General features: G+C 64.3%; 28 protein-coding genes. All 28 read left to right on the forward strand.

The features are described from left to right. Positions 1–359: 359 nt before the first annotated feature. Positions 360–1556, forward strand: a complete 1197-nt coding sequence (locus tag VJ307_05540; protein HJX73601.1) for an aminotransferase class I/II-fold pyridoxal phosphate-dependent enzyme — start codon at positions 360–362, stop codon at positions 1554–1556. Continuing rightward, positions 1553–2875 (forward strand): homoserine dehydrogenase, encoded by a 1323-nt coding sequence (locus tag VJ307_05545; protein ID HJX73602.1) that lies wholly within the window; start codon positions 1553–1555, stop codon positions 2873–2875. The genes VJ307_05540 and VJ307_05545 overlap by 4 nt, the downstream gene beginning before the upstream one ends. 21 nt (positions 2876–2896) lie before the next feature. Next, entirely contained in the window at positions 2897–3952 is a 1056-nt protein-coding gene (gene thrC / locus VJ307_05550) for a threonine synthase (protein ID HJX73603.1), read from the forward strand. A gap of 14 nt (positions 3953–3966) precedes the next feature. Next, on the forward strand, positions 3967–5184 hold the full coding sequence (locus VJ307_05555) for a cofactor-independent phosphoglycerate mutase (GenBank protein HJX73604.1): 1218 nt from the start codon (positions 3967–3969) through the stop codon (positions 5182–5184). Positions 5185–5190: 6 nt separating this feature from the next. Next, entirely contained in the window at positions 5191–5634 is a 444-nt protein-coding gene (locus VJ307_05560; protein HJX73605.1) for a thioesterase family protein, read from the forward strand. Continuing rightward, positions 5612–6568 (forward strand): class II fructose-bisphosphatase, encoded by a 957-nt coding sequence (glpX, locus tag VJ307_05565; protein ID HJX73606.1) that lies wholly within the window; start codon positions 5612–5614, stop codon positions 6566–6568. Before VJ307_05560 ends, glpX begins: the two co-directional genes overlap by 23 nt. A gap of 16 nt (positions 6569–6584) precedes the next feature. Then, positions 6585–6812: a 4Fe-4S dicluster domain-containing protein gene (locus tag VJ307_05570; GenBank protein ID HJX73607.1), complete on the forward strand. Its 228-nt coding sequence runs from the start codon at positions 6585–6587 to the stop codon at positions 6810–6812. Then, positions 6809–7903, forward strand: coding sequence for a 3-methyl-2-oxobutanoate dehydrogenase subunit VorB (locus VJ307_05575; protein ID HJX73608.1), 1095 nt, complete (start codon positions 6809–6811; stop codon positions 7901–7903). Before VJ307_05570 ends, VJ307_05575 begins: the two co-directional genes overlap by 4 nt. 246 nt (positions 7904–8149) lie before the next feature. Beyond that, on the forward strand, positions 8150–8929 hold the full coding sequence (locus VJ307_05580; protein ID HJX73609.1) for a thiamine pyrophosphate-dependent enzyme: 780 nt from the start codon (positions 8150–8152) through the stop codon (positions 8927–8929). Further along, the gene (locus VJ307_05585) at positions 8926–9477 is read left to right on the forward strand and encodes a 2-oxoacid:acceptor oxidoreductase family protein (GenBank protein ID HJX73610.1); all 552 of its coding nucleotides are present in this window, start codon (positions 8926–8928) and stop codon (positions 9475–9477) included. The genes VJ307_05580 and VJ307_05585 overlap by 4 nt, the downstream gene beginning before the upstream one ends. After that, the gene (locus tag VJ307_05590; GenBank protein HJX73611.1) at positions 9458–10114 is read left to right on the forward strand and encodes an XRE family transcriptional regulator; all 657 of its coding nucleotides are present in this window, start codon (positions 9458–9460) and stop codon (positions 10112–10114) included. The genes VJ307_05585 and VJ307_05590 overlap by 20 nt, the downstream gene beginning before the upstream one ends. Before the next feature lie 48 nt (positions 10115–10162). Further along, complete coding sequence (locus VJ307_05595; protein ID HJX73612.1) at positions 10163–11284, forward strand: 2-hydroxyacyl-CoA dehydratase family protein; 1122 nt, start codon at positions 10163–10165, stop codon at positions 11282–11284. Positions 11285–11287: 3 nt separating this feature from the next. Then, positions 11288–12508 (forward strand): 2-hydroxyacyl-CoA dehydratase, encoded by a 1221-nt coding sequence (locus VJ307_05600; protein HJX73613.1) that lies wholly within the window; start codon positions 11288–11290, stop codon positions 12506–12508. Beyond that, on the forward strand, positions 12505–13266 hold the full coding sequence (locus VJ307_05605) for a TRAP transporter TatT component family protein (protein HJX73614.1): 762 nt from the start codon (positions 12505–12507) through the stop codon (positions 13264–13266). The genes VJ307_05600 and VJ307_05605 overlap by 4 nt, the downstream gene beginning before the upstream one ends. Positions 13267–13342: 76 nt before the next feature. Further along, positions 13343–13744, forward strand: coding sequence for a MerR family transcriptional regulator (locus tag VJ307_05610; protein HJX73615.1), 402 nt, complete (start codon positions 13343–13345; stop codon positions 13742–13744). 458 nt (positions 13745–14202) lie between these two features. Next, positions 14203–15381 (forward strand): acetyl-CoA C-acetyltransferase, encoded by a 1179-nt coding sequence (locus VJ307_05615; protein HJX73616.1) that lies wholly within the window; start codon positions 14203–14205, stop codon positions 15379–15381. A 78-nt stretch (positions 15382–15459) separates the two neighbouring features. Continuing rightward, complete coding sequence (locus VJ307_05620) at positions 15460–16317, forward strand: 3-hydroxybutyryl-CoA dehydrogenase (GenBank protein ID HJX73617.1); 858 nt, start codon at positions 15460–15462, stop codon at positions 16315–16317. A gap of 12 nt (positions 16318–16329) precedes the next feature. Further along, entirely contained in the window at positions 16330–17112 is a 783-nt protein-coding gene (locus VJ307_05625) for an enoyl-CoA hydratase-related protein (protein ID HJX73618.1), read from the forward strand. Positions 17113–17147: 35 nt separating this feature from the next. Then, the gene (locus VJ307_05630; GenBank protein ID HJX73619.1) at positions 17148–18290 is read left to right on the forward strand and encodes an acyl-CoA dehydrogenase; all 1143 of its coding nucleotides are present in this window, start codon (positions 17148–17150) and stop codon (positions 18288–18290) included. A gap of 5 nt (positions 18291–18295) precedes the next feature. Then, positions 18296–19429, forward strand: a complete 1134-nt coding sequence (locus VJ307_05635; protein ID HJX73620.1) for an acyl-CoA dehydrogenase family protein — start codon at positions 18296–18298, stop codon at positions 19427–19429. 8 nt (positions 19430–19437) lie between these two features. Then, positions 19438–19977 carry a cob(I)yrinic acid a,c-diamide adenosyltransferase gene (gene cobO / locus VJ307_05640; GenBank protein ID HJX73621.1) on the forward strand — a complete coding sequence of 180 codons (540 nt, stop codon included), beginning with the start codon at positions 19438–19440 and terminating at the stop codon, positions 19975–19977. Positions 19978–19996: 19 nt separating this feature from the next. Then, the gene (locus tag VJ307_05645) at positions 19997–21676 is read left to right on the forward strand and encodes a methylmalonyl-CoA mutase family protein (protein HJX73622.1); all 1680 of its coding nucleotides are present in this window, start codon (positions 19997–19999) and stop codon (positions 21674–21676) included. Between the two features lie 22 nt (positions 21677–21698). Next, complete coding sequence (locus tag VJ307_05650; protein ID HJX73623.1) at positions 21699–22148, forward strand: cobalamin B12-binding domain-containing protein; 450 nt, start codon at positions 21699–21701, stop codon at positions 22146–22148. A gap of 48 nt (positions 22149–22196) precedes the next feature. After that, complete coding sequence (locus VJ307_05655; GenBank protein HJX73624.1) at positions 22197–23483, forward strand: hypothetical protein; 1287 nt, start codon at positions 22197–22199, stop codon at positions 23481–23483. A gap of 3 nt (positions 23484–23486) precedes the next feature. Beyond that, positions 23487–24044 carry a Zn-ribbon domain-containing OB-fold protein gene (locus tag VJ307_05660; GenBank protein HJX73625.1) on the forward strand — a complete coding sequence of 186 codons (558 nt, stop codon included), beginning with the start codon at positions 23487–23489 and terminating at the stop codon, positions 24042–24044. Positions 24045–24058: 14 nt separating this feature from the next. After that, positions 24059–25204, forward strand: a complete 1146-nt coding sequence (locus tag VJ307_05665; protein ID HJX73626.1) for an acyl-CoA dehydrogenase family protein — start codon at positions 24059–24061, stop codon at positions 25202–25204. A gap of 5 nt (positions 25205–25209) precedes the next feature. Continuing rightward, entirely contained in the window at positions 25210–26208 is a 999-nt protein-coding gene (gene meaB / locus VJ307_05670; GenBank protein HJX73627.1) for a methylmalonyl Co-A mutase-associated GTPase MeaB, read from the forward strand. Continuing rightward, the coding region (locus VJ307_05675) for a CoA transferase (protein HJX73628.1) at positions 26205–26764 on the forward strand (560 nt) is incomplete at its 3' end. The genes meaB and VJ307_05675, both read left to right, overlap by 4 nt.

Below are 26764 nucleotides of genomic sequence, written 5' to 3' on the forward strand. Positions count from 1 at the left end.
GAGGCCGTGCATCGAGAGGGTCGATGCACCGCTGCCGGCGAGACGCCCGACCGAGGCGTACCCGCTGCGGTACGGTGAGGGAGGGCAACGAAGGCGGAGCGGATGCAGCGGCCCTCGAATGCCGGGATCTGAGGGAATGGACCCCCCGAGACCGGAGCGCAGCTGTGCGGGTTCACCGCACGGCGAGCCACGAACGGAGCCCCCCTCCGAGGATGCGGAGCCGATCCGATAAGAGGACTTAATTACGGGATGCGGCGCCCGGGCAGGGACCCCCCGCTTCCCGGCTCCCGGCTCCCGAAATTGACTTACCCGGCCAGATTCATTAGCATATCTTGTTTATACTTTCCAGGAGACCGACCATGGAAGAGTTCCCCCGGATAAAGAGGCTCCCCCCGTACATTCTGGCCGTCGTGACGGACCTGAAGGCGAAAATGCGCAAGGCGGGCGAGGACATCATCGATCTCGGGATGGGAAATCCCGACCTCCCGACGCCGAAGCATATCGTCGACAAACTGATCGAGGCGTCCCGGAATCCCCGGAACCACCGGTACTCCGCCTCGCGGGGGATCCCGAAACTGCGCCTCGCCATCTGCAACTGGTACAAGCGGAGGTACAGCGTGGATCTCGACCCCGATACGGAGGCGATCGCCACGATAGGGGCCAAGGAAGGGCTGTCCCACCTGGTCCTGGCCATCATGGGCCCGGGGGACATCGCCCTCGTCCCGAACCCGACCTACCCGATCCACGCCTACTCCGTGGTCATCGCCAACGCGGACGTGCGGTCGATCTCGCTCACCAGCGGGGAGGGGGACTTCCTGGACCGGACCCGGCGGGCGATGAAAACGATCTGGCCCAAGCCGAAGGTCCTGATCATCTCGTTCCCACACAATCCGACGACGGAGGTGGTGGATCTGGAGTTCTTCCGGCGCATCGTCGAGTTCGCGAAGGAGAACGAACTCCTCGTCATTCACGACCTGGCCTACGCCGACCTGGTGTTCGACGGGTACAAGGCCCCTTCCATCCTGCAGGTCCCGGGGGCCAAGGACGTGGCGGTGGAGCTGTACTCGATGTCCAAGGGGTACTCGATGCCGGGGTGGCGGGTCGGGTTCGTGGTGGGAAACCGGCGGATGGTGGGCGCCCTGGGGCGCATCAAGAGCTACCTCGACTACGGGATGTTCCAGGCGATCCAGATCGCCGCCACGGTGGCGCTGAACGGCCCGTACCGCGTGGTGGACGAGGCGGTGGAGGTCTACCGGAAGCGGAGGGACTGCCTGGTGGACGGGTTCGCCCGGATCGGCTGGGAATTCCCGAAGCCCCAGGGGACGATGTTCGTCTGGGCCCCGATCCCGGAGCCCTTCCGGACGATGGGCTCGGTCGAGTTCTCCAAGATGCTGTTGACCAACGGGAAGGTGGCCGTCTCTCCGGGCGTCGGCTTCGGTGAGCACGGGGAGGGGTTCGTGCGGTTCGCCCTGGTGGAAAACGAGCACCGGATCCGTCAGGCGATCCGCGGCGCGAAGGCCATCCTGCAGGCTCCCGTCAAGGTCAAGGCGAGATGACCCGGGCCCTCAAAGAAATCGGCATCGGGATCATCGGGTTCGGGACCGTCGGTTCCGGGACGGTCAGGCTCCTTCGGGAAAACGCAGAACTTTTACGCCGGCGGGTGGGGGTCCCCCTCCGAATCGTGAAGGTCGCCGACCTCGACCTGGAACGCGACCGCGGGGTTTCGCTGCCGCGGGAAATCCTGACCACCGACGGATTCCAGGTGACCCGGCACCCGGACGTCCACATCGTTTGCGAGCTTGTGGGGGGAAAGGGCGCCGCCCTGGAATTCCTCCACGATACGATCCGACAGGGGAAATCGGTCGTGACCGCGAACAAGGCCCTTCTGGCCGAACACGGAGTGGAGATCAGCAAGGCCGCGGCCGCGGCCGGCGTGGACATCGGGTTCGAGGCCAGTGTCGGCGGAGGGATCCCCATCATCCGGGCAATGCGGGAGGGGCTTGCCGCCAACCGGATCCAGGAAATCTACGGGATCATCAACGGAACGTGCAACTACATCCTCAGCCGGATGACCAACGAGGGGAAGGAATTCCCCGCGGTCCTGGCGGAGGCGCAGAAGATCGGCCTTGCGGAGGCCGACCCGTCCTTCGACGTGGACGGGATCGACTCCGCGCACAAGCTCGCGATTCTCGTGTGGCTGGCCACCGGCGGGAGCATCCCCCTCGAGAACATCTACGTCGAGGGGATACGCCACGTTTCCGCGCAGGACATCGTTTTCGCGCGCGAGTTCGGGTACACGATCAAACTGCTCGCCATCGCGAAGGAGAGGGGAAACGGCATCGAGGTGCACGTGCATCCGACGATGATCCCCTCCGACCACCTGCTGGCCACGGTCGGCGGTGCCTACAACGCGATCTTCGTGAAGGGCGACTTCGTCGGATCCTCGATGTTCTACGGGCAGGGGGCGGGGAAGCTCCCGACCGCCTCGGCGGTGGTGAGCGACGTGATCGAGATCTCACGGAATCTCGGGAAAGGAGTCTCCGGCAGAATTCCGCCGAGCGGGTTCCACAACCAGCTTCCCGGGAGGGGAACCGCCGTGTCCCCCTTCACGGAAGTGGACTCCGAGTACTACCTCCGGTTCCAGGTGATCGACAAGCCGGGCGTCTTGTCCAAGATCGCCGGGATCCTGGGGAGCCACCAGATCAGCATCTCCTCCGTCATCCAGAAGGGGCGGAAGCAGGAAAGCGCGGTGCCGATCTTCATCGTGACCCACCACGCGAAGGAGAAGGACATGCGCGCCGCCCTCGAGGAGACCGACCGGCTTCCCGTCGTTCTCGACCGCACCCGCATGATCCGGATCGAAAACAACCTGTAACCCGGTAAAGGAATCCGCACGATGCCCAGGGTAGGAATCATCCGCCGGTACCGCAATCTGCTGCCGTCCGTGCCCGACGCGAGCGTGGTGACCCTTCTCGAGGGGGACACGCCGCTTGTCCCCGCCCCGAGCCTTGCCCGATCCATCGCCCCGGGAACCGAGATCTATCTGAAGTACGAGGGGTTGAACCCGACGGGGTCGTTCAAGGACCGCGGGATGACGATGGCGGTTTCGATGGCGAAGTCCCGGGGGGCGGATTCCGTGATCTGCGCCTCCACCGGGAACACCTCGGCGTCCGCCGCGGCCTATGCGGCGAGAGCGGGAATGAAGGCGTACGTCCTCATCCCGGAGGGGAAGATCGCCCTCGGCAAACTCTCCCAGGCGATGATCCACGGCGCCCAGGTGATCCAGATCCTGGGGAACTTCGACGAGGCGCTGGGGCTCGTCCGGGAGATCTCGGAAAAGTATCCGGTGACCCTGGTCAACTCGCTCAACCCGGACCGAATCGAGGGGCAGAAGTCCGCGGCATTCGAGATCTGCGACGCCCTGGGCGACGCGCCGGACAGCCACGTCCTCCCCGTCGGCAACGCGGGCAACATCACCGCGTACTGGGCCGGCTACAAGGCGTACCGGGCGGCCGGAAGGTCGAAGCGCCTCCCCCGGATGCTGGGGTGGCAGGCCGAGGGGGCCGCTCCCATCGTGCGGGGGCACCCGATACGGAAGCCCGAGACGGTCGCGACCGCCATCCGGATCGGAAACCCCGCTTCGTGGAAGCAGGCCGAAGCGGCGCGCGACGAGTCGGGAGGGCTGATCCGCATGGTCAGCGATGCGGAGATCCTCGAGGCGTACAAGCTTGTGGCGGAAACGGAAGGGATCTTCTGCGAACCGGCGTCGGCGGCGTCGGTCGCCGGCGTGATAAAATTGGGCAGGGAGTCGTTCTTTCGCAAGGGGGAGCGGATCGTGTGCACCCTCACCGGGCACGGCCTGAAGGACCCGGACAACGCGATCGCACAGTCCGTGGAGCCCGTCACCATCCCGCCGGACATGGCGGAGGTCCTGAAGGTGCTCGGTTTTTAACGAAGAGAGGCGACGTGGATCGAAAATTCATCATTCTCATCGGCGACGGGATGGCCGACTGGCCGGTTCCCTCCCTCGGGGACAAGACCCCCCTGGAAGCGGCGAACAAGCCCCACATGGACTTCATGGCGTCCCAGGGGGCGTTGGGCATGGTCCAGGTGGTCCCGAAAGACATGTACCCGGGAAGCGACGTGTCGAACTTGAGCATCATCGGGTACGACCCCCGGGAAGTCTACACGGGGCGCTCCCCCCTGGAGGCGGCGTCCATGGGGGTGGAGCTTGCGGAAGACGACGTGGCGGTGAGGTGCAACGTGGTTGCCCTGAAAAACCTCGGGGCCAGGTCCGAGATGGAGGACTTTTCCGCGGGGCACATCGGCACCGGGGAAGCTGCCGAGCTTTTGCGGGCGCTCCAGGAGAGGGTCGAGGAAAGGGGGGTGCGCTTTTACCCGGGAGTGAGCTACCGGCACCTCATGGTCTGGCCCGGCGGCAACGCCGCGGTCGAGACGACCCCACCGCATGACATCCACGGGAAAAACATCACCGAATATCTTCCCAAGGGGGAAGGTGCGGAGTTTCTGCTGGAGCTCATGGAAATCTCCCGGGAGATATTTCCCGACCATCCCGTCAACCGGAAGAGGGTCGAGGCGGGCAAGCCGCCGGGGAACTCCATCTGGCTTTGGGGGCAGGGGAAAGCGCCCCGGATGCAGACGTTCCGGGAAAAATACGGCCTCTCGGGCTCCGTGGTGGCGGCGGTCGACCTCATCCGGGGAATCGGCGTCTATGCGGGGCTGGAGCTGGTTACCGTTCCCGGAGCCACGGGGTACATCGATACGAACTTCCGCGGGAAGGCGGAGTACGCCCTCCGGGAGCTGGAAAGCAAGGATTTCGTCCTGATCCACGTGGAGGCGCCCGACGAGGCGGGACACAACGGAAGCGCCCCGGACAAGGTCCGGGCCATCGAGCGGATCGACGAGGAGATGCTGTCGCCCATCCTCGCCCGGGCGAAAAGCGACGGCAACCTGACGGTCCTGGTGCTCCCCGACCATCCGACCCCGGTGGCCATCCGTACCCATTCCCAGGAGCCGGTGCCATTCGCCTTTTACCCCGCTCCCTCGGGCCTTTCGTCCTTCCCGGACAAGAGGTACACCGAGGCGGATGCGAAGGCGACCGGACAGTTCCTGGACGCCGGGACGCGTCTCATCGGATACCTCCTGGCGGGAAGAAACGCGTAGGCGGCGATGGAGCGGGTCGCCGAGGTCCGGGTCCTTTTCGCGGACACCGACGCCATGGGGATCGCCTACTATGCGAACTACCTCAAGTGGTTCGAGTCGGGGCGGGTAGAGCTTATGAGGAGCATGGGGATGGCGTACCGGGAACTGACCGGGATCGGCGTTCACCTCCCGGTCACGGAAGCAAACGTACGGTACCTTTCGCCGGCCCGATACGACGACCTCCTCGCCATCCGCGCGGAAATGCGGGGTTTTCGACGCGCGAGCATCACCTTCGGATACCGGATCGAAAGGGAGGACGGGACGCTTCTGGCCGACGGGTCCACCGTCCACGCATTCACGGACGGCTACGGGAAGGTCGTCCGCATCCCCGAAACGTTCCTCGCGAAAACGGGACTGGGGCAACCATTTTCCTCGAAAGGGGGGAGCCGTGGATCGAAACCTGGCGCTTGAGGTGATCCGTGTGACCGAGGCGGCCGCACTGGCGGCGGCGAGACTGATGGGACGCGGAGACAACATGGCCGCGGACCAGGCCGCCGTCCAGGCGATGCGCAGCGCCTTCAATGCCGTACAGTTCAAAGGCCGGGTCGTGATCGGGGAGGGGGAACGGGACGAGGCCCCGATGCTCTACATCGGCGAGGAAGTCGGTGCGGCCGAAACCCCGCGCGTCGACATTGCCGTCGACCCCCTCGAGGGCACGACCATCGTCGCAACGGGCGGGAACAACGCACTCGCGGTGATCGCGATCGCGGAGGAGGGGGGATTCCTTCACGCGCCCGATACCTACATGCAGAAGCTGGCGGTCGGCCCCAAGGCAAAGGGGATGATCGACATCACCGCCACCCCGACCGAGAATCTTCGCTCGATCGCAAAGGCCCTGAAGGTGTATATCGAGGACCTGTGCGTCGTGATTCTCGACCGTCCGAGGCACCAAGAGCTGATCCGGGAGTGCCGGTCCGCCGGGGCGCGAATCAAGCTGATCGGCGACGGGGACGTGGCGGGCGCCATCGCGACCGCGAAGGACGACACCGGCGTCGATATCCTGATGGGAACGGGAGGGGCCCCGGAAGGAGTCCTGGCGGCGGCCGCGCTCAAATGCCTGGGAGGCGATTTCCAGGGGATCCTCAAGTTCCGGAACAAGGAAGAGGTGGAACGCGCCAAGGCCATGGGGGTGGAAGACATCAACAAGGTGTATCAGCTGAAGGACCTCGCCCGCAGCGATGTCATGTTCGCGGCGACCGGGGTCACCTTCGGGGACTTTTTGCGCGGGGTCCGGTTCTTCAGCGGGGGAGCGAACACCTATTCCGTCGTCATGCGCTCGAAATCCCGGACAGTGCGCTTTATCGAAACGACGCACTATTTCGAGTTCAAGCCGAAATACGACTGAGGGCAGAAGGGAAACGATGAAGGGAACCGCCGTCAAGACCACGGGAAGGATCGCGATCGACTTCGAACGGTGCAAGGCTTGCGAGTTGTGCGTTCCGGCCTGCCTGCAGAACTGCATCGAGATGGGGTACGGGATCAACCGGCAGGGATATGCCGCGGCGGTCTTCGCGCGCCCCGGCGACTGCACGGGGTGCGCGATATGCGCCGAGTCCTGCCCCGACGTCTGCATCCGCGTGTGGCGATGAGGAGTCCGACCGCCGGAATCCCCCGGGAGCTGATGAAGGGAAACGAGGCGATCTGCGTCGGCGCCATCGCCGCGGGGTGCCGGTTCTACTACGGATACCCGATCACTCCCCAGAACGACATCCCGGAGTACATGTCCGCCCACCTGCCGCCCATCGGGGGGACGTTCCTCCAGGCGGAAAGCGAGATCGCCACGATCAATTTCCTCCTCGGGACGTCGGCTTCGGGCAAGCGGGTCATGACTTCCTCGTCCGGGCCGGGGATTTCCCTGATGCAGGAAGGGATCTCCTACATGGCCGGCTCGGAGCTGCCGGCGGTGATCGTCAACATCTCCCGCTCGGGGCCCGGGCTCGGAGGAATCGCCCCCTCCCAGGGAGACTACTTCCAGGCGGTCAAGTGCGGGGGCCATGGCGGGTACAGGATTCCGGTGCTCGCTCCGCACTCCGTCCAGGAGATGTACTCCCTGACCATGCTCGCCTTCGACCTCGCGGACAAGTACCGGAACCCGGCGCTGATCCTGGGCGACGCCATCATCGGACAGATGAAGGAGCCCTTCGTCCCCACCCCCTACGTTCGCGGGGTCCCCCCGGAGAAACCGTGGGCCCTGACCGGCTGCGCGGGCCGTCCCCGGCAGAACGTGAAGTCGCTGTATCTCAAGGACAACGAGATCGAGGTCCACAACTGGAAGCTTCACCGGAAATACCGGCGGATGCAGGAGGAGGAAGTCCGCTGCGAGCCGTACCGCATGGAGGGGGCGGGGATCGTGGTCGTCGCCTTCGGGACCGCCGCGCGGGTGAGCAAAACGGCGATCCAGTGGGCGAGGGGGGAGGGGCTCCCGGTGGGGATGCTCCGTCCGATCACCCTGTTCCCTTTCCCGTCGAAGGAGGTGGACGAGGCGGCCGGCACGGCGGACGTGGTTCTCGTGATCGAGATGAACACGGGGCAGATGCTCGAGGATGTCCGGATAAGCACGAGGCACCACGACAAGATCCGCTTCCTGGGGAAGCCGTGCGCCATCCCCACCCCCGAGGAGATCCACCAGGAGATCCGGCGGCTGGCGGGGGAGATCGGCGTGAAGCACTCCGCTTCATAATACGGCAACCGAACCGTGCGTGTCTCCTGGGGGCAGGAGGCGCAGCGGGGGGTTCCTCGGAGCGGCCTGTTTCGCTAAGGAAGAAATTGCGTCGAGCGGAACCGGCAGCGAGCGGGCGCAGGTCGCGAGCGTAGCGGAGAGGAAGCCGCCCGCCAGCCCCTGGCACCGGGAGGTGAAGCGCCTCATGGAATCGGCCCGATAGAAGACCGTAATTACGAAACGCAGGACTAAGGCGGGGAACGCGCGATGAAGGGTCCGGAGAAGGGGACGTTCACGAGGCAGGTCTTTTCGAGGCCCGGCAGCCTCGTCGACGTACGGACGCACTTCTGCCCCGGATGCCACCACGGAATCGCGCACCGGATCCTCGCGGAAGCGATCGATCACTTCAACCTACGGGAAAAGACGATCGGGGTCGCCTGCGTGGGTTGCTCGGTGTTCCTGTACGACTACATCGATGTGGACATAGCCGAAGCCCCCCACGGACGCGCGCCCGCGGTGGCGACGGGGGTCAAGAGGGCCCAGCCGGACCGGTTCGTCTTCACCTACCAGGGAGACGGCGACCTTGCCGCCATCGGCACGTCCGAGATCATCCACGCGGCGAACCGGGGGGAGAACATCACCGTCCTCTTCATCAACAACACGACGTACGGAATGACGGGGGGGCAGATGGCGCCGACCACGATGCTCGGCCAGAAGACGGCGACCACCCCCTACGGACGGGAGTTCCGCAACGACGGATACCCCATCCGGATGGCGGAGTTGCTCGCCACCCTCGAGGGAACGGCGTACTGCGCGCGCGTCGCGACGAGCACCCCCGGGCAGATCCGGAAGGCCAAGGAGGCCGTAAGGAAAGCGTTCGAGATGCAGATCCGGGAAATGGGCTTCTCCCTCGTCGAGTTCCTCTCCACGTGCCCGACCAACTGGGGGATGAAGCCGCTCGACGCGCAGAAACGGGTGCTCGGCGAGATGTCCGAGTATTTTCCCCTGGGCGTGTACAAGGAGCGCAGGCAGGCGGATTTCGCATGAACACCGACGTCATCATGGCCGGATTCGGGGGTCAGGGGATCCTCATGATCGGCAACCTCCTCTCCCTTGCCGCGATGGAGGAAGGGAAAAACGTCACCTACTTCCCCGCGTACGGCGTGGAGATGCGGGGAGGGACGGCGAACTGCACGGTCGTCATCTCGGACGAGGAGATCGGGTCCCCGGTCGTGGGAGCCCCGAAATCGTGCGTCATCATGAACGGCCCCTCCCTCGAAAAATATCTTCCGCTCCTGCAAAAGGGCGGGAACCTGATCATCAACCGGTCGCTCGTCGATCCCGCACAGGTGACCCGGGAGGACCTGAGGATCGTGTCGATCCCCGCGAACGACATCGCCCGGGAGAAGGTGGGGAGCCAGCAGCTGGCCTCGATGGTGGCGCTCGGGGCATACGTCGCCGCGACGGGGGTGGTGCGGATGCAGACCCTTGCCGATTGCATCCCGAAGGTCGTGTCGAAAAAGTACGAACGGTTCATCCCGCTCAACATCAACGCCCTGAAGGAGGGGGAATCCTTTGCCAGATATCACCCGTGACGAGTCCATGGACGACCTGTTGTCGAAGATCGCAGAGGAGTCGGGCGACTTCGGCCCCGCTGCGGGGGACCCCGAGGTGCAGGTCGGGGACCACGTCCGGCAGTTCCGGGAGGCCCGGGGGATCACGCTCCAGGAGCTCGCCGAGAAGACCGGGTTCTCCACGGCCCTGCTGTCGCAGATCGAGAACCGGATGGTGTCGCCCCCCCTGGGAACCCTCGTGAAAATCGCCAACGCGTTCGATACCTCGGTCTCCGCGTTCATCGGGGGAAAGGAGGAACGGGAGTTCTCGATCGTCCGGAAAGAGGACCGGACGACCGTTTCCCGCGTGGGCCTGAAAGAAGGCGGGAAGTCCGCCTACACGTACGAGGCGCTCGGCGCCGGGAAGGCGGGGAGGAACATGGAGCCGTTCCTCGTGCGTCTTCAGCCGCTCCTCGACCGGAACGTGGTCCGGAACTCGCACGAAGGGGAGGAGTTCCTGTTCGTTCTATCGGGGAAAGTGGAGGTGTTCCTCGACAAGTACTCCGACGTTCTTTCCGAGGGGGACTGCATCTACTACAACTCGAACATCCCCCATCACGTCCACTCCACCGAGGAGAAAGAAGCCCTGATCCTCGCGGTCCTCTACCAGGGGAAATAAATGGGAACATCCCGTTCCGACGAAGTGTTCCCGACGCGGGGGTAAGGGATGCCTTCCGGGGTGGAGTGGGCCTTCCGGTTCGCCTCGGAGGTCAGCCGGAACCCGGCGGCAGCCGTATCCCGGTGGAAGTCGCTTTCGGGGCGCAAGGCGGCGGGGTGCATCCCGATCTACGCCCCCGAAGAGGTTCTCCACGCGGCGGGGATGCTGCCGGTCACCCTTTGGGGAAACGAGTTCGGCCCCGCGTCGCCGGCGGGCGTCCCCCCCTTCGTCTGCTCCGTCGCGGGTGGCATCGTCTCCGATATCCGTGCCGGCCAATGGGAAGGAATCGATGCATGGGTCTTCCCGTCGACCTGCGATACCTTCCAGAATGCCTTCGAGGTGCTTTTTCCTTCTCACGACGAGCGGCCCCGGTTTCCCTTCGTCTTCCCCGCCTCCGCGGATGCACCCGGCGCATCGGAATACCTGCTCGACCGGATCGAGGCCTTCCGGGAGTGGGCGGGGCGGGTTTCCGGAAGAGAGGTGTCGGAGGGCGCGCTGGAAAAATCCGTCCGGGTGTACAACGAGAACCGGAGGGCATTTTCTCTTCTCGAGGAAAAGATGGCGGAATCTCCGGGGGCCTTCTCCGGGACGGAATTCCTGACGCTCGCCAGGGCGGGCATGGCGCTCCCCAAGGAGGGGCACACGGAAATCCTGAGGGAGGCGCTTGCCCGGTCCCGCGGAACCTCCCGCCGTCCCCGCGCGAAAATTTTTCTCACCGGCATCCTGGCGACCGGGCCGGTGATGGAGGCATTGGACGCGGCAGGGGCCGCGATCGTCGGGAACGACCTGGCGCTCGGAAACCGGTACTACTCCGGGCTGGCGCACGAGTCGGGAGACCTGCCGCTATCCCTTGTCCGCAGACATTTCCGGAGAGCTCCGTGCCCGACCCTGCACGATTCCGGGGGGACGCGGATCGAACGACTCTTCGAGAGGTTCGTCGGGTCCGGCGCGGACAGGATCCTTCTGCTCCGCGTGCGCCAGTGCGAGCCCGAATCCGGGGAGATCCCCGACATCTCCGACGAGTCCCGGAAGAGGGGGATACCGTTTCTCTGCCTGGATATCGACCTCCAGGCGGAGGAGAGTGCGTCTGCCAGGGTGCGCATCGAAGCGTTCGTCGAGATGGGAGAGTAGGGGATGGCGAAGCGCCTCGAAGCCGCCGCGCGGATGAAAGAGATGATGCTGCGCCACTTCCAGGCCGGGTGGCTCGCCCGGGAGGAGGGCCGAAAGGTCGCTTTCGTAACGAGCGGCGCCCCCGTGGAGTTTCTGCACGCCATGGACGTTGTCCCCGTCTATCCCGAGAACCACGGGGCCGTCTGCGGGGTGGCCCGGGCGGGCGGGCGCCTGTGCCAGGCCGCCGAGGAAAGAGGATACTCCCGGGATCTCTGCGCGTACTGGAAAGTCGACTGGGGAGCGAGGACTATCCCTGCGGCAAGCCCCATCGGAGGACTTCCGAAACCGGATTTTCTTTTCTGCGCGAACAACATCTGCCGGACCGTCGTCAAGTGGTACGAGGGACTCTCCCGTTTCTACCGGGTCCCCCTCCTGCTTCTGGACATGCCTTTCCGGCATGGGGAGGAGGAGCCGGCCGCCCGGGAGTATGTGCGCGAACAGTTCCGGAACATCCCCGGGGAGCTCGCCCGGCTGACGGGAAGGACGTGGGACGAGGGGCGCTTCCGGGAATCGGTCGACCTTTCCCGGGAGGCTTCCGTCCTCTGGCAGGAGTGCATCGAGGCAAACTCGGCAAGGCCGGCCCCGGCCACCGCCGCGGACCAGTTCCTCATGATGGGACCGATCGTCACGATGCGGGGAACGCGGGAGGCCGTCGGGTTCTACCGGGAGCTTGCGGACGAGATCCGGGAACGGGTGGGACGGGGGGAGGGGGCCATCGAGGCGGAGAGGTTCCGTCTGCTGTGGGACAACCTCCCCGTGTGGCACCAGCTCAGGCCCCTCTCCGATTTCCTCGCGGACCGCGGGGTGGTGCTCGTCGGGGCCACCTACACGAACGCCTGGACGGAGCGGGCCGCGAAGTCCCCCGATGGGACGGATGCCGTGGCGGACGCCTATGCGCGCGTCTGGCTCAACATGGGGCTTGGCCACCGCGAAGAGATCATCCGCCGGATGGCCGCGTCCCTCGCGACGGACGGGGTAATCTTCCACGCGAACCGGAGTTGCAAACCGTATTCGTTCGGGCAGGAGGAGATCGCGGCGCGCTTGAAATCCGACGGGATTCCGTGCATTTTGATGGACGGGGACATGGCGGACGAACGCGATTTCGCCGAGGGTGCCTGGCGCACCCGCCTCGAGGCATTCGTCGAACAACTGGACAACCGTTTCCATCCGGGGAGGACGAGATGAGAAAAGCGCCGTCGTGCTTCATGCTGGTGATGATGCTCCTGCTTGCCGCCGCCCTGCCGACCGTATCCCGCGGCGCCGAACCGGAGACGAGGGCCGAACTGCTGTGGAACGAAAGGGAGGACCTCGGGAAAGCCGCCGAGGCGATCGGGGCGTACGAGGAGCTGCGGAAGGACAAGCCGCTCGATTACGATGTGCTGCTGCATCTGTCCCGTTTGCATTACTGGATCGGGCAAAATCTTGAATCGACGAACAAGGAAGACGCCCTCTCGCACTACAGAAAGGGGAGGGAGTACGGAAAGAGGGCATCCGAGAGCGCCCCGGAAAAACCGGGAGGGTATTTCTTCGAGGCGGCGAACCTGGCCCGAGAGAACAACCTCAAGGGAACGTTTTCCAACCTGTGGGGGATCGGGACGGTGCGCAGGCTGAACGAGAAGACGGCCTCGATCGACCCCGAATATTTCTATCGCGGCCCGGACCGATTTCTCTGCGCGTTCTACACGAAACTGCCGGGACTTCTCGGGGGAAGCACCACGAAGGCGATCGAACATGGGAATCGCGCGGCGGAGGCCTTTCCGAATTACGCCGGGAACCGGTTCTTCCTCGCGGAGGCGTACGTGAGGGACGGCAGGAACGATCTCGCCAGGAAGGAGCTCGAGGCGGCGGTGGCTCTTCCCGACAACGCGCTGCCCGATGTGATCCCGGAACAGCGCATGGAAAAGAAGCGGGCCACGGAACTGTTGAAACGGATCGGAAAATAAGCGGAGCAGTCACCATATTTCTTGACAGGGGGTAGTGGTTCCGATACGCTTCTGCCAGTTAACGTAAGGTGGCAATATGCCCTCTCCTGCGGAAAAACGGGACCCCTATTCCATCGGCGAGCTGGCCCGGATGGTCAACTTGTCCCAGAGGACGATCCGGTATTACGAGGAGATCGGTCTCCTGCAAAGCGTCCGCAGGATCGAAAACGGGAAACGCGTCTACACCGACGACGACGTCCGACGGCTAAAATTCATCAATCGTCTCAAGGTCCTCGGGCTTTCCCTCGCGGAGATGGTCAAGCTCGAAAAGATCTACCGTACCCAGCGGAACAATCGGGAGGTCATCCCGAAACTGCTCGCGATCCTGGATGAGCGGGCGGTCCAGATCGATGACAGGATCAGCCAGCTGGTTGCGTTGAAGAACGAGATTCGCGAATATCAGGCCCGCCTTCGCGGGAAGATGATGCAGGAAACGTGAACGCAACCTGGGCGGGGACACTCCTCGACGCTGGGGGGGGACACTCCTCAACGCTGGGGGGGGACACTCCTCAACGTAATACTTGATATAGGAATGTCCCCCCTGGGAATGTCCCCCTTTGGAGTGTCCCCGGTGAAAGGTGGCGCGCGACGTTTCGCGACTTCCGGAGAGCGCAGCAAGCCGAAGGAGTGGGAGCGCAGCCGTGCGGATTCATCGCACGGCGAGCCACGAACGGAGCCCCCTCCGAGGCTGCGGAGCCGATCCCGGCGAGCGGAACGGCAGCGAGCGGTCGCAGGTCGCGAGCGAAGCGCAGAGGAAGCCGCCCTCGGGCACCTGGCACCGGGAGAGGAACCGATTCAGCGCATCGGCCCGATATGGGCGGGGACACTCCTCTCCCGCATCCCGGAGATGAATCAGGAATGTCCCCGGTAACGAGATCGGAAAAAAAGGAGAGAGAGATGAAAGAAGCGGTCATCACGGGTGCCGCAAGGACTGCCGCAGGGAGCTTCCTCGGTTCGTTGGCCGACATCCCGGCGCCGAAGCTCGGGGCGATCGCCATCGCGGAGGCGGTGTCCCGCAGCGGGATCGGGAAGGAAGAGGTGGAGCAGGTCATCATGGGGAACGTCCTTCCTGCCGGCGTCGGGCAGGCTCCCGCCCGTCAGGCGGGCATCTTCGCCGGAATCCCGGTTTCGGCGGGGGCGATGACGATCAACAAGATGTGCGGTTCGGGGCTGAAAGCCGTGATGCTCGCCGCCCAGGCAGTCGCCACGGACGAGTTCGAAGTGGTGGTGGCCGGGGGGATGGAGTCGATGAGCCAGGCTCCGTACATTCTGAAAAAGGGGCGAACCGGTTACCGTCTCGGCAATGACACCATCTACGATCACATGATGATCGACGGACTGATCGACGCCTACAACGGAATTCACATGGGCAACTGCGCGGAGGTGCTTTCCCGGGAGCATCGCATTACCCGGGAAGACCAGGACGAGTATGCCGTCAACTCCTACCGGCGGGCGCTCGCGGCGATCCGGGACGGAAAGTTCGAGAAGGAAGTCGTGGGCGTGGAAATTCCGCAGAAGAAGGGAACCCCCGTCGTCTTCCGCGTCGACGAGGAGCCGGGCCGGGGGAATATCGAAAAGTTTGCCTCGCTGAAACCGGTGTTCGAGAAGGAGGGGACGGTCACCGCGGGGAATGCCTCGACCATCAACGACGGGGCCGCCGCCGTCGTCGTGATGTCCGCGGATGCCGCCGCCAAAAGGGGGATCCAACCAATGGCGAGGATCGTGGCGTACACGACGGCTTCCCTGGAGCCGGTCTGGTTCACCGTGGCGCCGATCGACGCGATCCGGAAATTGCTCCACAAGACGGGAGTGGAAAAGGATCGGGTGGGTCTCTTCGAGATCAACGAGGCCTTCTCTTCGGTCGCGATCGCGGCGATACGGAACCTGAAACTCGATCCGGAACGGGTCAACGTGAACGGTGGGGCCGTCGCCCTCGGACACCCGGTCGGAGCGTCGGGGGCGAAGATCCTGACCACCCTGTTGTATGCCATGGCGGACCGGGGGGAGCGCCTGGGGATCGCCTCCCTGTGCATCGGCGGCGGGGAGGCCGTCGCGATGCTGGTCGAACGGCTGTAACGGGGAAAGCAGACCAAGCCATGACCGGGGGATGGGGTTTTCAGGGGGGTTCACGGACGCATCCGGAGGAGCGACGACATGGAAATCCAGACGGTTGGTGTGGTCGGCGGTGGTCAGATGGGGAGCGGGATCGCCCAGGTCTGCCTGATGAGCGGGTTCAAGGTTCTGGTAAACGACATTTCCGACGCGATTCTCCGGAAGTCGCGTGCGGCGATCGAAAAGGGGCTCGACACCCTCGTACGGAAGGAGAAGATCACCCCGGCGGACAAGGAGAGAATGGCGGCAAACCTCGCGCTGACCGTGAACCTTTCCGACCTCTCCGCGAGCGATTTCGTCGTGGAGGCGGCCACGGAGCGGGAGGAGCTCAAGCTTGCCCTCTTCCGGAAGCTCGACGAAATCGTCCCCGCGGGGAAGGTCCTCGCCACGAACACCTCCTCCCTCTCCATTACCCGGATCGCCTCCGCAACGTCGCGCCCCGACAAGGTCATCGGGATGCACTTCATGAACCCGGTCCCCCTCATGAAGCTGGTCGAGATCATCAGGGGGCTCCAGACCTCCCCGGGAACCTTCGACCTGACCATGGATCTGGCCCGACGGCTCGGAAAGGAGCCCGTCCCGGCCAACGACTACCCCGGGTTCATCGCCAACCGGATCCTCATGCCGATGATCAATGAAGCCGTCTACGCCCTGATGGAGGGGGTGGGGAAAGCCGAGGACATCGACGCCATCATGCGGATGGGGGCGAACCACCCGATGGGCCCGCTTGCCCTGGCCGACCTCATCGGCCTGGACACCTGCCTGGAAGTCATGAAGGTGATGCAAGAGGGGCTCGGTGACCCGAAATACCGGCCGTGCCCGTTGCTCCGGAAGTATGTGGAGGCAGGCTATCTCGGGAAGAAGACGGGGCGGGGTTTTTACGCGTACGAGAAGGGATGAGAGGAGGGGGAGATGGCATACGAGAACCTGCTCGTCGACGTTTCCGAAAGGATCGCCACCGTCACCATCAACCGGCCGAAGTCGCTGAACGCCTTAAACCGGGCGACGGTGCAGGAGCTTTCCGCCGTCCTGAACCAGATCGTACTTCGTGACGACGTGGGCGTGGTGCTGCTTACCGGCGCCGGGGAGAAGGCATTCGTGGCCGGGGCGGATATCTCCGAGATGCGCGATTTTACCCCCGTGCAGGCGCTTTCCTTCGCCCTCTTCGGGCAGGGAGTTCTCGAATTCATGGAGCGGATGCCCCAGCCGGTCATCGGGGTCATCAACGGGTATGCTCTGGGAGGGGGGTGCGAACTCGCGATGGCGTGCGACATCCTTGTCGCCGCCGACAACGCGCGGCTCGGCCAGCCCGAGGTGAACCTGGGGATCATCCCGGGGTACGGGGGGACCCAGCGACTTGCCCGGCTCGTCGGGCGGAACCTCGCGAAGGAACTCGTCCTGACCGGGGAGATGATTTCGGCCCAAAGGGCCTACGAGATCGGGATCGTCAACCGGGTCGTACCCCCGGCGGACCTCATGGCCGCCGCGCGGGAGATCGCCGCGAAGATCCTTTCCAAGGGGCCGGTCGCCGTGATGACGGCGAAGATGGCGATGAACCGCGGCCTGGACCTCGACCTCGGAAACGCCTGCGCGCTCGAGGCGAACGCATTCGCGATCTGTTTTTCGACCGAGGATCGCGCGGAGGGAATGGCCGCGTTTCTCGAAAAAAGAAAGGCTTCCTTCCAGGGGAAATAGATCGGACTGCCGATCTTTCGGGGGGAGAGGGGAAGATGGTTTTCGACTTTACCGAAGAGCAGCGGATGATCCAGGAGATGGCGCGGAATTTCGCCCAGAAAGAGGTGCTCCCGAAGGCGGCGGAGCTCGACGAGACCGGGCGGTTCCCGGAGGAACTCGTCCGGCAGATGGCCGAACTGGGGCTGATGGGGGTTGCCGTCCCCGAGGAGTACGGGGGGGCGGGAATGGACAACATCTGCTACGTGATCGCGATGGAGGAGATCTCGCGGGCGTGCGCGTCCACCGGCGTCATCCTGTCGGTGAACAATTCCCTGGCGTGCGACCCTCTCCTTGCGTTCGGCAGCGAGGAGCAGAAAAAGAAGTACCTCGTCCCCCTCGCGTCCGGCAAACACCTCGGGTGCTTCGGGCTCACGGAACCGGGGGCGGGATCCGATGCAGGCTCGCAGAAGACGACGGCCGTCCGGGAGGATAACCACTACATCGTCAACGGCACAAAGAATTTCATCACGAACGCCCCGAATGCCGACACCTGCATCCTGTTCGCCATGACCGACAAGGAGAAGAAGCACAAGGGGATTACAGCGTTCATCCTTGACATGAGATTTAGTGGAGTAACTGTTGGGAAACATGAAAAGAAAATGGGCATCATAGCTTCTCCCACCGCCTCCCTCATCCTTGAGGACGTGAAGATCCCGGCGGAGAACAGGCTCGCAAACGAGGGGGACGGGTTCAAAGTCGCCATGCACACCCTGGACGGCGGCCGGATCGGGATCGCATCCCAGGCGATCGGGATCGCCCGGGCATCGCTCGAGGACGCCCTCGGGTATGCCAAGGAGCGAAAGCAGTTCGGGCAGCCGATCGCGAATTTCCAGGCGATCCAATGGATGCTGGCCGACATGGCTACCGAGATCGACGCAGCGAGGATGCTCACGTACCGGGCGGCGTGGCTCAAAGACCGGAAGATTCGGCACTCGAAGGAATCGTCCATGGCGAAGCTGTACGCCTCCGAGGCGGCGATGCGGGCGAGCGTGAAGGGGATCCAGATCCACGGAGGGTACGGGTACATCAAGGAATACCCGGCGGAACGGCATTTCCGCGACGCGAAAATCACCGAGATCTACGAGGGGACATCCGAAATCCAGAGGCTGGTGATCGCCTCGGCTCTCCTGAAGGACTAAAGGCGTTGCGGTTCGAGTTACGCGAGGAGCAGGCGCAGATCCGGGAGATGGTCCGCTCCCTGGCGCGGAAGGAGTTCGCGACGAAGGCCGCGGAGATCGATGAGCAGGTCCGGTACCCGGCAGAGAACCTCAAGCGGTTGGGCGAACTCGGTCTTCTCGGGATGCTGGTCCCGGCATCGTACGGAGGGTCGGAAACGGGAGCGGTCGCCTACGCGGTCGCGCTCGCGGAGGTCGCGGGCGGATGCGCCTCCACCGCCGTGGGGATGGCGGTCACCAACATGGTGGGGGAAGGGATCCACCGGTTCGGGACCGTGGAGCAGAAAAACCGGTTTCTCCCTGTCCTTGCGTCCGGAGCCGCTCCCGGAGCGTTCGCGCTCACCGAACCGTCGGCGGGGTCGGACGCCTTCGGAATCTCGACCTCCGCCGTCCGGGACGGGGAGGCATACGTTCTCAACGGGAGCAAGGCCTTCATCACCAACGGCACCCACGCCGGCGTGACCATCGTCATGGCCGTTACGGAAAAAGAGCCGAAGAAACGGATCAGCGCCTTCCTCGTCGAGCCGGGAATGCCGGGATTTTCCATCGGGAAGCCGGAGCACAAGATGGGTTTGAAAGGGTCCGACACCGTCTCCCTCTCCTTCGACGACTGCCGGGTCCCGGTGCGGAACCGGCTCGGAGAGGAAGGGGAGGGATTCGCAATCGCCATGTCCGCCCTGGACGGGGGCCGGATCGGGATCGCGGCGCAGTCGGTCGGGATCGCCCGGGCGGCGCTCGAGGCGGCGATTTCGTACGCCACGGAGAGGAGGCAGTTCGGCCAGCCCTTGACCGGGTTCCAGGCGATCCAGGGGATGCTCGCCGATTCCGCGACGGAACTGGACGCCGCCGAACTCCTCGCGCTGCGGGCCGCCTACCGCAAGGAGACGGGAGCTCCCTATACCCGGGAGGCGTCGATCGCGAAGGTGTTCGCCTCCGAGGCGGCGTACCGGGCCTGCCACAGGTCGGTCCAGATCTTCGGGGGGTACGGGTACATCCGGGAATACCCGGTGGAGCGGCATCTGCGGGATATCAAGGTGACCTCGATCTACGAGGGGACCTCGGAGATCCAGCGGATCGTCATCGCACGGAACCTTTTACGGTAGGGACGACGATGACCCGGACAGCCATCGGAAAGGGGTACATCCAGGTGTACACCGGCAACGGAAAGGGGAAGACCACGGCCTCCCTGGGTCTGGCCGTGCGGGCGGCGGGGCACGGCCTGAAAACCGTGATCATCCAGTTCATGAAGGGGTGGATCGACTACGGAGAGCTCAAAGGAGTGGCGATGCTCTCCCCCCTGGTTACGATCCACCAGGCGGGAAGGGACACCTTCGTGGACCGGGAGAGCCCCGACCCCGAGGACGTCCGCCTCGCGCGGGACGGGTGGGAGCTGGCGAAAGAGACGATCCTCGGCGGAAAGGCCGACATCGTCGTGCTCGACGAGATCAACTGCGCCGTCGACTTCGGTTTGCTCCCCGTCGGGGAGGTCCTCGACCTGTTGCGGAGGAAACCGGACGGGATGGAGATCGTGCTGACCGGCCGCGGCGCTCCGGAAGCGATCGTTGCGGCGGCCGACCTGGTGACGGAGATGAGGGAAATCAAGCATTACTACGCCAAGGGGGTCGACGCACGCGTGGGCGTCGAGCGATGAGGGATCGGAGGGCATAGCCGTGTCCGACAGGAAGAAGACGAAAACGATCAGGGAGCACCGAAAGCGATGGGAACAGGAGCGGTTGCACCCTCTCCTTTCCCGGTCGCCCGAGCGGCTCAGGCGTTTTTCCACCGTTTCCGACGTAGAGATCCCGGCCCTCTGCACTCCGGCGGACCTCGAGGGGTTCGATTTCCTGAACGACCTGGGATTCCCCGGGGAATACCCGTACACCCGGGGGGTCCAACCGTCGATGTACCGCGGGCGCCTCTGGACCATGCGCCAGTTCTCCGGGTTCGGGTCGGCGGAGGACACCAACGCCCGCTACCATTACCTGCTCTCCCAGGGGCAGACCGGCCTCTCGGTGGCGTTCCACTTTCCCACGCTCATGGGATACGATTCGGATCACCCAAGGGCGCGGGGAGAGGTCGGGATGTGCGGCGTGGCCGTCGATTCCCTCAAAGACATGGAGATCCTCTTCCACAAGATCCCGCTGGACACGATCACCACCTCCATGACGATCAACGCCCCCGCGGCGATCCTTCTGGCGATGGTTATCGTGGTGGCCGAGCAGCAGGGGGTTTCCTCGAAAAAAATCGGCGGGACGATCCAGAACGACATCCTGAAGGAGTACATCGCGCAGCACTCCTGGATCTTTCCCCCCGATCCGTCCATGCGGATCATCACCGACATCCTGGGATACTGCTCGGACCACGTACCGAAGTGGAACACGATCAGCATCAGCGGGTACCACATCCGGGAGGCGGGCTCGACGGCGGTCCAGGAGCTCGCCTTCACCCTCGCCGACGGCATCGCGTACGTCCGGGCGGGGATCGAGGCAGGCATCCCGGTGGACAAGTTCGCGCCGCGCCTCTCCTTCTTTTTCAACGCCCATATGGATTTCTTCGAGGAGATCGCGAAATACCGGGCGGCGCGCCGGATGTGGGCGAGGATCATGAGGGAGCGGTTCCGGGCGAAGGACGAGAACTCCTGGAAGATGCGGTTCCACATCCAGACCGCCGGGGTGACGCTTACCGCACAGCAGCCGATCAACAACGTGATCCGGGTGGCGCTCCAGGGGCTGATGGCGGTCCTCGGGGGGACCCAGTCCCTGCACACGAACTCCATGGACGAGACGCTTGCCCTCCCCACCGAGCAGGCCGTGACCATCGCCCTCAGGACGCAGCAGATCCTCGCCGAGGAGTCCGGCGTGGCGAACTCCATCGATCCGCTCGGCGGTTCCTTCCTCCTCGAAAAGCTGACGAACGAGATGGAAGGGAAGGCGACGGCCTACATCCGGAAGATCGACGGGATGGGGGGGATGGTCGAGGCGGTCAAGCGCGGATACCCGCAGCGGGAGGTCATCGACGCCTCGTACCATTACCAGCGGCTCCTGGAGAAGAAGGACAAGAAGATCGTGGGAGTGAACTGCTATCCGAGCAACGAGGAGCTTCCCATTCCGATCCTGAAGATCGACAAGGAGGTCGAACGGAAGCAGGTCGCCCGCACCCGGGATGTGCGAAGAAAGCGAAACGCGAAAAGGGCGGTTTCCCGCATCAACGCGCTGAAGGACGCATCCCTCTCCCGGACCAACCTGATGCCGGTCATCCTCGACGCGGTGAGGGAGTACGTCACGCTCGGCGAAATCTGCGACGCCTTCCGGGAGACGATGGGCACGTATACCGACCCGGCGATGTATTAACAAGCAACAGGGGGGACAGGACATGGCGAGTGCGCGGGAAATAGGGAGATCCAAGGGGAGACCGGGGAAGAAGGACCGGAAGGTCCGGGTCCTGGTGGGGAAGCCGGGGCTCGACGGCCACGACCGGGGGGCGAAGATCATCGCCCGGGCGCTGCGCGACGCAGGATACGAGGTCATCTACACGGGTCTCCACCAGACCCCCGAGATGATCGTGAACGCCGCCGTGCAGGAGGATGTGGACGCGATCGGGCTGTCGATCTTGTCCGGCGCGCACAATTATCTCTTCCCGAAGGTCGTGGAGCTTCTGAAAGAGAAGAGGATGGGGAAGGTCGTGGTGTTCGGCGGCGGGATCATCCCGGACGACGACATCCCCGGTCTTCGAAAGAAGGGGGTGGACCGGATCTTCACGCCGGGGACGACCCTGGCGGAAATCGTCGAATACGTCGACAAGCGCATCCGCCCCAGGGCGTAGCGGGTCGTCTGCCGGGGTCGAATACCACTCCAACGCAGGAGGAAGAACGTGAGACCGGTCTACATGGTGTCGGGGGGGGTCAGCAAGTTCGTCAAGGCACGGCCGGACGCTACGTTCCAGAAGATGGTCAAGGAGGCGTTCGACTACGCCTTCGACGACGTTCCGAAACTCAAGCGGGAGATGATCGACGGCTCGGTGGCGTCCTATTTCTCGGATCACTTCACGCGCCAGCTGATGGCCGGCATCATGGCCGCCGATTATCTCGGTCTCTGCCCCAAGCCGAACAAGCGCGTGGAAGGAGGCGGAGCCACGGGGGGCTTGTGCTTCCAGGCGGGATGGGAAGCCGTGGCCTCCGGCAGGATGAATTGCTGTGTGGTCTTCGGGTTCGAGACGATGTCCCGCGTCCAGACGTGGAAGGGGAACGAGTTCATCGCCCACGCCTCGGACACGAACTTCGATTACCCCGTGGGGGGATTCTACTCGGGGTACTACGCCATGATGGTGAACCGGCACATCCACGAATTCGGCACCACGGTCGAGCAGATGGCGATGGTGTCGGTGAAAAACCACATGAACGCCTGCTACAACCCGTACGCCCAGAAGCGGAGGAAGCTCACGATCCAGGACGTGCGAAACGCGGAAATGGTGGCCTTCCCTCTTACCCTTCTCGACATCTGCGTCATGTCGGACGGCGCGGCAGTCTGCATTTTGACGGACGAGAAAACCGCCTTCCGGCTCACGGACAAACCCGTCCGGATCTCCGGCGTGGGGACCGGGACGGACTTCATGCGCTTCGCCGACCGGCCGCACGGCAAGGTGATCCTCGCGCCGAACGAGAAGGAGAGCGACTACCGGAACCTGAAATACCCCGGTGTCCACTCTTTCCGGGCGGGACGCAGCGCGGGTCTCCAGGCGTACCGGATGGCCGCCATCCGGAACCCGATCAAGGAAATCGACTTCGTCGAGCTCCACGACGCCTACACCTCGTCGGAGATCCAGACGTACGAGGATCTGGCCCTGTGCCGATACGGCGAGGGGGGGAAATTCGTCGAGGAGGGTCATCCCTTCCTGCCGCAGATCGAGTACGGGCTGAAGCTGAAGAGGAAAGGAACGATTCCGGTCAACCCCTCCGGGGGGCTCATCGCCTGCGGACACCCCGTCGGCGCGACCGGCCTGATGCAGGCGGTGTTCGCCTTCTGGCAGATCCAGGGGAAGATCAAGAAGCATTTCGGGTCGGGGGAGCTGCAGCTTGCCCAAGCAGACCGCGGCCTCATCCACAGCCACGCCGGCACGGGCACCTACGTCACCGTGTCGATTCTCGAACGGGGGTGGTAACCGATGGCGAAGAAGCGATCCGACACGACTAGTCCTCCGGCCTACCACCGGAACGCCAAGCTCGATGAGGTGATGACGGGGACCACGGTATTCAACGTCCCGTTTCCGAAGGACCTCTCCTCATTGAAAGGGATGTCCCCCATCGTGATCAAGCACCCCTATTCCATCGACTACCTCCATTCCTACGGGCAGGACTCCCCGTTTTTCGCCGGCCTGGCCAACAGGAAGCTTCTCGGGACCCGGTGCGGCTGCTGCCAATACACCTACGCGACCCCGAGGCTCCACTGCGCCAACTGCGGCGCGGAGACGGACTGGGTGGAGCTTCCCCTGGAAGGACGAGTCCACACGTTCACCACGTGCTACTACGGAAGCGAGGAATTCCTGAAGGACACCCCCTTCCACCTGATCCTTGTCGAGTTCGACGGCGCGGACACCCTGCTCCTTACCCGGCTGATCGGCGTGGATCGCCCCGAGGACATCCGCATCGGGATGAAGGTGAAGGCGAAGTTCCGGAGAAACTCCCAGCTCAAACCGACGGACGTCTATTTCGTCCCGGGGTAAGGAAAGACCGCGGGATGAATTTCGAGCTCTCTTCCGAACACATCGCCCTGAGGGACATGGTGCGCTCCTTCGTCGACAAGGAGGTGCGCCCGTACGCCCGGCAATGGGACGAGGAGAGCGTTTTCCCCGCAAAGACCGTTGCGAGGATGGGGGAGCTCGGGCTCATGGGGGTGATGGTCCCGGAGGAGTACGGCGGATCCGGGATGGACACGATCAGCTATTCGATCGCGGTGGAGGAGATCGGGAAGGGGGACGGGTCGCTCGGCCTGACCGTCGCCTCCCACAATTCTCTGTGCACGGCGCACATCCTCGCCTTCGGCTCCGAGGCGATACGGCGGAAATACCTGCCGGAGCTCGCCTCGGGGCGCAGGCTCGGGGCGTGGGCCCTGACCGAGCCCGGTTCGGGATCGGATTCGCTTGCCATGAGGACCCGTGCGGAGTGGAAGAAGGACCGCTGGGTCATCAACGGGAGCAAGATGTTCATCACACAGGGTAGCGTTGCGGGGGTGTACGTCATCCTCGCCGTGACCGACAAGGAGAAGGGAAGGGACGGCGTAACGGCTTTCCTGGTCGAGGCCGGGACGCCCGGCCTTTCCGCGGGGAGAAATCTCCACAAGCTCGGCATGCGGTCATCCGACACGGCGGAACTGGTGTTCGAGGACCTCGAGGTGAGGCCCGCAAATGTGATCGGCGAAGTCCACTCCGGATTCCGCGACACGATGCGGAACCTCGCGGGGGGGCGCATCTCCATCGCGGCCCTGGCGGTCGGGATCGGGCGGGGCGCCATGGAGGAGGCGGTCGCCTACGCGAAGGAGAGGCACCAGTTCGGGCAGCCGATTTCGTCCTTCCAGGCCATCCAGTGGATGATCGCGGACGCGGGGACGGAGCTCGATGCGGCATCGCTGCTCACGTTCCGGGCCGCCTATCGGAAAGACTGCGGGAAGCCGTTCGTCCAGGAGGCGGCGATCGCGAAGCTTTTCGCCTCCGAGGCCGCCATGCGCTGTACGATCAAGGCCGTTCAGATCTTCGGGGGCTACGGGTACACCCGCGAGTATCCCGTGGAGAGGACGATGCGGGACGCAAAACTGTGCGAAATCGGCGAGGGGACCTCGGAGGTGCAACGCATGATCATCGCCCGGCGCCTCATCCGGGGGCACTGACCTGAATGGCGGTCCCGGCGAAAGACATTCTCTCCGGAGACGTCCAGGCTGCCGCCCGCCTGATGCGCGACCTGGACGACGAGATCCCCTCCGCGCACAGGACCCTGAAAGCCCTGTATCGGCACACCGGGAGGGCGTATCTTCTGGGGATCACGGGGGCCCCGGGAACCGGGAAGTCCACCCTCGTGGACTGTCTGATCGGACATCTCCGGGAGAAGGGAAAAACGGTCGGGATCGTCGCCATCGACCCCACCAGCCCGTTCTCCGGCGGGGCGATCCTCGGAGACCGCATCCGCATGCAGAAACACACCCTCGACGCCGGGGTGTTCATCAAGAGCCTGGCAACCCGGGGACATCTGGGCGGTCTCTCCAAGTCCACCATCGACATCGTCAACGTGATGGATGCCATGGGAAAGGACGTCGTCATCATCGAGACCGTCGGCGTGGGTCAGGATGAGGTGGAGATCGTGAAGGTGGCCCACACGAACCTCGTGCTCGTGGTGCCGGGCCTGGGGGACGACATCCAGGCCCTGAAGGCGGGGATTCTCGAGATCGCCGACATCTTCGTGGTGAACAAGTACGACCGGGAAGGGGCCGACAGGACGAAGCAGGAGCTCGAGACGATGGTGTCGATGAACACTTATGCGGAGGGGGATTGGATCCCCCCCGTCCTGCCCGCCGTCGCCCAGACGGGCGCGGGGATTCCCGAGCTGTTGACCGAGGTGGAAAGGCACTGGATGTTCGTTTCCCGGGAGGAGAACCTTGCGAGGTACCGCAGGGAAAAGGCAAGGGTGGAACTCATGGAGATCCTGAAAAAAAGGCTCATCGAAAAGGCCATGGGCGACCTCTCCCGCAGCGGGGTTCTCGACGCCGTTCTTCGGGACATCGCCGAAAAAAGGCTGGACCCGTACTCCGTGGCGGACAAGGTGGTGGATCACCGATTCGCCTTTCCCCTCGGGGAGAAGTCGGGGAAAGGGAAGGGGAGCCGGAGAAGACGGAGATGAGAATCCGGAGAGAGGGAGAGATCGAATACCGGTTCGAGCATCCGGACGATTTCCGGCGCTTCGTCAGGGACGAGAAAAGCCGGAAAGCGGAACCGAAGCTCCTCTCGGCGAAGGAAGCCGTGTCGGCTTTCGTCGCGGACGGCAATTACATCGTCTACGATTTCTCCAGTCTGACGAGAGGGCCGCAGGCGCTCATCCGGGAGGTCATCCGCCAGCGCAAGAAGGATCTCTGGGTATGCGCCGAGTTCACCCTCCACGAGTCCGCTCTCCTGGTGGGGGCAGGATGCGCCACCCGGATCGACGTCGGCTTCCTCGGCTACGGAAGCTACATCGGGCAGGCGGTCTGCGACGGCCGGGTCCGGGTGTACGACTGGACCAACGGCGGTCTTGCCCTTCGGTTGCTCGCAGGCGCCCGGGGAGTCCCCTTCCTTCCGACGAGGGACCTCCTCGGCTCGGACCATATGGCGGTCTCCGCCGCAAAGGTGGTCGAGGACCCGTACACGGGGCTCCCCGTGGCCGTCGTGCCCGCCCTGAACCCCGACGTGGCCTTCCTCCA

The sequence above is a fragment of the Candidatus Deferrimicrobiaceae bacterium genome, assembly GCA_035256765.1.
In the GTDB taxonomy this organism is placed as follows: Bacteria; Desulfobacterota; Deferrimicrobia; order Deferrimicrobiales; family Deferrimicrobiaceae; genus CSP1-8.

Excerpts from the sequence above, each read along its gene's own strand:
- VJ307_05540 (HJX73601.1), top strand. The coding sequence starts at position 360 with ATGGAAGAGTTCCCCCGGATAAAGAGGCTCCCCCCGTACATTCTGGCC.
- VJ307_05545 (HJX73602.1), top strand. The coding sequence starts at position 1,553 with ATGACCCGGGCCCTCAAAGAAATCGGCATCGGGATCATCGGGTTCGGG.
- thrC (HJX73603.1), top strand. The coding sequence starts at position 2,897 with ATGCCCAGGGTAGGAATCATCCGCCGGTACCGCAATCTGCTGCCGTCC.
- VJ307_05560 (HJX73605.1), top strand. The coding sequence starts at position 5,191 with ATGGAGCGGGTCGCCGAGGTCCGGGTCCTTTTCGCGGACACCGACGCC.
- VJ307_05570 (HJX73607.1), top strand. The coding sequence starts at position 6,585 with ATGAAGGGAACCGCCGTCAAGACCACGGGAAGGATCGCGATCGACTTC.
- VJ307_05575 (HJX73608.1), top strand. The coding sequence starts at position 6,809 with ATGAGGAGTCCGACCGCCGGAATCCCCCGGGAGCTGATGAAGGGAAAC.
- VJ307_05580 (HJX73609.1), top strand. The coding sequence starts at position 8,150 with ATGAAGGGTCCGGAGAAGGGGACGTTCACGAGGCAGGTCTTTTCGAGG.
- VJ307_05585 (HJX73610.1), top strand. The coding sequence starts at position 8,926 with ATGAACACCGACGTCATCATGGCCGGATTCGGGGGTCAGGGGATCCTC.
- VJ307_05595 (HJX73612.1), top strand. The coding sequence starts at position 10,163 with ATGCCTTCCGGGGTGGAGTGGGCCTTCCGGTTCGCCTCGGAGGTCAGC.
- VJ307_05600 (HJX73613.1), top strand. The coding sequence starts at position 11,288 with ATGGCGAAGCGCCTCGAAGCCGCCGCGCGGATGAAAGAGATGATGCTG.
- VJ307_05605 (HJX73614.1), top strand. The coding sequence starts at position 12,505 with ATGAGAAAAGCGCCGTCGTGCTTCATGCTGGTGATGATGCTCCTGCTT.
- VJ307_05610 (HJX73615.1), top strand. The coding sequence starts at position 13,343 with ATGCCCTCTCCTGCGGAAAAACGGGACCCCTATTCCATCGGCGAGCTG.
- VJ307_05615 (HJX73616.1), top strand. The coding sequence starts at position 14,203 with ATGAAAGAAGCGGTCATCACGGGTGCCGCAAGGACTGCCGCAGGGAGC.
- VJ307_05620 (HJX73617.1), top strand. The coding sequence starts at position 15,460 with ATGGAAATCCAGACGGTTGGTGTGGTCGGCGGTGGTCAGATGGGGAGC.
- VJ307_05625 (HJX73618.1), top strand. The coding sequence starts at position 16,330 with ATGGCATACGAGAACCTGCTCGTCGACGTTTCCGAAAGGATCGCCACC.
- VJ307_05630 (HJX73619.1), top strand. The coding sequence starts at position 17,148 with ATGGTTTTCGACTTTACCGAAGAGCAGCGGATGATCCAGGAGATGGCG.
- cobO (HJX73621.1), top strand. The coding sequence starts at position 19,438 with ATGACCCGGACAGCCATCGGAAAGGGGTACATCCAGGTGTACACCGGC.
- VJ307_05650 (HJX73623.1), top strand. The coding sequence starts at position 21,699 with ATGGCGAGTGCGCGGGAAATAGGGAGATCCAAGGGGAGACCGGGGAAG.
- VJ307_05660 (HJX73625.1), top strand. The coding sequence starts at position 23,487 with ATGGCGAAGAAGCGATCCGACACGACTAGTCCTCCGGCCTACCACCGG.
- VJ307_05665 (HJX73626.1), top strand. The coding sequence starts at position 24,059 with ATGAATTTCGAGCTCTCTTCCGAACACATCGCCCTGAGGGACATGGTG.
- meaB (HJX73627.1), top strand. The coding sequence starts at position 25,210 with ATGGCGGTCCCGGCGAAAGACATTCTCTCCGGAGACGTCCAGGCTGCC.